This is a genomic window from Natrinema soli (assembly GCF_028618695.1).
In genome coordinates this window covers 1-2330 of sequence record NZ_JAQIVI010000011.1, presented here as the reverse complement: position 1 = coordinate 2330, position 2330 = coordinate 1, and the positions used below count along the sequence as shown (strand labels likewise).

The window sequence follows — 2330 nt, the reverse complement described above, 5'->3', positions numbered from 1 at the left end:
CGTTCGTCGCATCGAGGGCGACGACGCCGTCGTCGGTCGGCGTGTAGACCGTCCCGTCGGCGACGGCGACAGTACCCGTACCCGCACCCTCAACGGACCACGCGGCCTCGAGTTCTCCGCCCTCGAACTCGTGGCCGTCCGCGATGTATCTGGCGTGACCGGGGTCTCCTCGGTGTGACGGCCAGTCCTCGTTCGGTCCCGGATTGCGATCCGGATTCAGAAGTTCGTCGATGTCAGCCTCGGAAGCTCCGGCCCCCACCGAAGCGAGTCCGGTCCCGATCGACAGCGCTGCACCACTCGCCAGCACAGATCGTCGTTCCCACATAACAACACGACGTACGAATACCGGATATATCCCTATCTATCAGTTAAAACGATTTTTAGCTATACAATTGTTTCAAACTGTTCAGGATGCAGACCTACTTCGTGGTCAGTTCACCGGATTGGTGAGTACATCCTTCCCGATAGCTCCGGCAAAGAGTACGCTTGCTTCCCCAACGTGGAGAACATCTTCACCGACACCGACCGGTACCCTTCGGTCGATTCTGGAGCGACCGAGAACCTTCGGACGGTCAAAACCCCGGTCATCCCTTACCTGTTTCTTCGTATAGCCAGAATAGTGACCAATCAGACTCTCTGGAGGGAACTGATCGATGTTTTTGGCATATTTCTTCTTTTTCTTTTCTTGGAGGTCTCTATGTGCTTTCACTGAACATACCTATCGTAATTCTTCAAATGCCTATGGAGTTGTATGAGACAGTGATTGCTGCTCGAGCGGTGGACCCATCTGCACCACCCGGTTGTTCCCGGTAAATCTATTGCTGTGAGCGCAGCCACGATCCAACTCGGTGGTGATCGAGTAATCGCTGGGGTCTGGCGGCCAGAACAGTACACTGCCAAGTGAGTCGACGGGGTCACTGTATCGCTCTGGCGGGAGGATTGTCTCGAGAAAGACGTCGGCGGCGTCGAGGAGCGTTTGGTTCTCCTCGAGGACAGTTGGAACAACTGAATCGCGGCGTTCGGAAGTAGTTTCAGTACTTCACAAACCCGTTAGTTGAGAAGTCCGCTTACTGAGTTGTATCCAAGGAACTAGAGCAAGCGGACGGTGAAATCGATGAGGAGAACAAGCGACTCAAATCATGTTAACTCCCTATGTTTTGTGAGGTACTGAGAGTAACTAGCTAATTACCGATATCCCGAACAGCGAGACCATAATCGACGTGTACGGCCGGTGTGCTTGGTGATTCAGATGCTGGAGTTCCGTTCCAATCGAGAACATGGACATTCGCTAGTTCCCCAGAAAACTGGAACCGATGGACGCCGGTTTCGATCGTCCCTTCAACAGCATGTTCCGAGATTACTGTAGTCTCCTCGAGTGAATCAGCAACTGGTTCGATATTACCATTAACGCTAATTTCGTAATTGGATGGCACTCCGCGACCGATTATTGTAACGTAATTCATCATTTCATTCCCACTTGGCATACAGTGGTAGACCCAAGGCTGCCAGTATAAATTTTCTTATTGGCAAAACGGGCGGTATTTCTAACGTTCTCGAATGAATGATATGGTTTTCACTAGATGTATTGGTCTTCCCACTCTCGTCGGTCTTGGATCGCTTGCTCGCCGGCCTCGGTAATTGCATAGTAGTTCGTTCGTCTGTCGAGTTCTCCTTTCTCAACCAATTCGTCGTTGACAAGCGTATCGAGATTGGGGTACAGCCGGCCGTGATTGATCTCGGCAGTATAATACTCCTCAATTTCTTCCTTAACGTCTTGGCCGGATGGCTGATCGGCACCAGTGATGACGTACAGGAGATCTCGTTGGAAGCCAGTGAGGTTGTCCATTTCAACAGAGAGTTTAACGAAGATGTATTTGATCTCTTTCCTTCTCTTATCTGAATTGAGGCGCCTTCCTCAGCGAGCGTCATCAGAACGCTTAGTGCCTAGCGTAACTTCTGAAGATATTCACCAAGGTGATCGACGATCCAGGAGGCTGCGAAACTCAGCTGAGTCGTGAGTTGCTCGAAGAGGTCAGTGAGGAGAGCGCGGTATTCTGCCTCGCTCTCCACAATCAACGGCGATGATTCCCATTTGAGGCACTTCGAGACCTGCTCGATCGGGTTGAGATCCGGTGAGCCAACTGGGAGAAGCACAAGGTCAATGCCGAGTTGATGGGCCCGTTTGCGTGTATACTCGTGATCTTTGATAAGTTTCTCAGCGGTATGCTCGTTCCAACATCATATTCAAGCACGTTGATGGAGGATTGCCTTGTTGAACGCAAGACTGCGTTGGGGTGGGGTCGACGATCTGCCGTTCCACACCGTTTGAG

At 51.6% G+C, this 2330-nt stretch carries 3 protein-coding genes and 2 pseudogenes; all 5 read right to left on the bottom strand.

The features are described 5' to 3' along the window. Nucleotides 1-325, bottom strand: a pseudogene (locus PGX04_RS00940) (PQQ-binding-like beta-propeller repeat protein); the annotation flags it as partial. 105 nt (nucleotides 326-430) lie between these two features. Beyond that, nucleotides 431-709 (bottom strand): hypothetical protein, encoded by a 279-nt coding sequence (locus PGX04_RS00935; RefSeq protein ID WP_273736798.1) that lies wholly within the window; start codon nucleotides 707-709, stop codon nucleotides 431-433. 472 nt (nucleotides 710-1181) lie between these two features. Then, nucleotides 1182-1484 (bottom strand): hypothetical protein, encoded by a 303-nt coding sequence (locus PGX04_RS00930; protein WP_273736797.1) that lies wholly within the window; start codon nucleotides 1482-1484, stop codon nucleotides 1182-1184. 92 nt (nucleotides 1485-1576) lie between these two features. Further along, complete coding sequence (locus PGX04_RS00925; RefSeq protein ID WP_273736796.1) at nucleotides 1577-1846, bottom strand: PadR family transcriptional regulator; 270 nt, start codon at nucleotides 1844-1846, stop codon at nucleotides 1577-1579. Nucleotides 1847-1944: 98 nt separating this feature from the next. Beyond that, nucleotides 1945-2196, bottom strand: a pseudogene (locus tag PGX04_RS00920) (IS630 family transposase); the annotation flags it as partial. Nucleotides 2197-2330 lie beyond the last annotated feature (134 nt).

Excerpts from the sequence above, each read along its gene's own strand:
- PGX04_RS00930 (WP_273736797.1), bottom strand. The coding sequence starts at position 1,484 with ATGCCAAGTGGGAATGAAATGATGAATTACGTTACAATAATCGGTCGC.
- PGX04_RS00925 (WP_273736796.1), bottom strand. The coding sequence starts at position 1,846 with ATGGACAACCTCACTGGCTTCCAACGAGATCTCCTGTACGTCATCACT.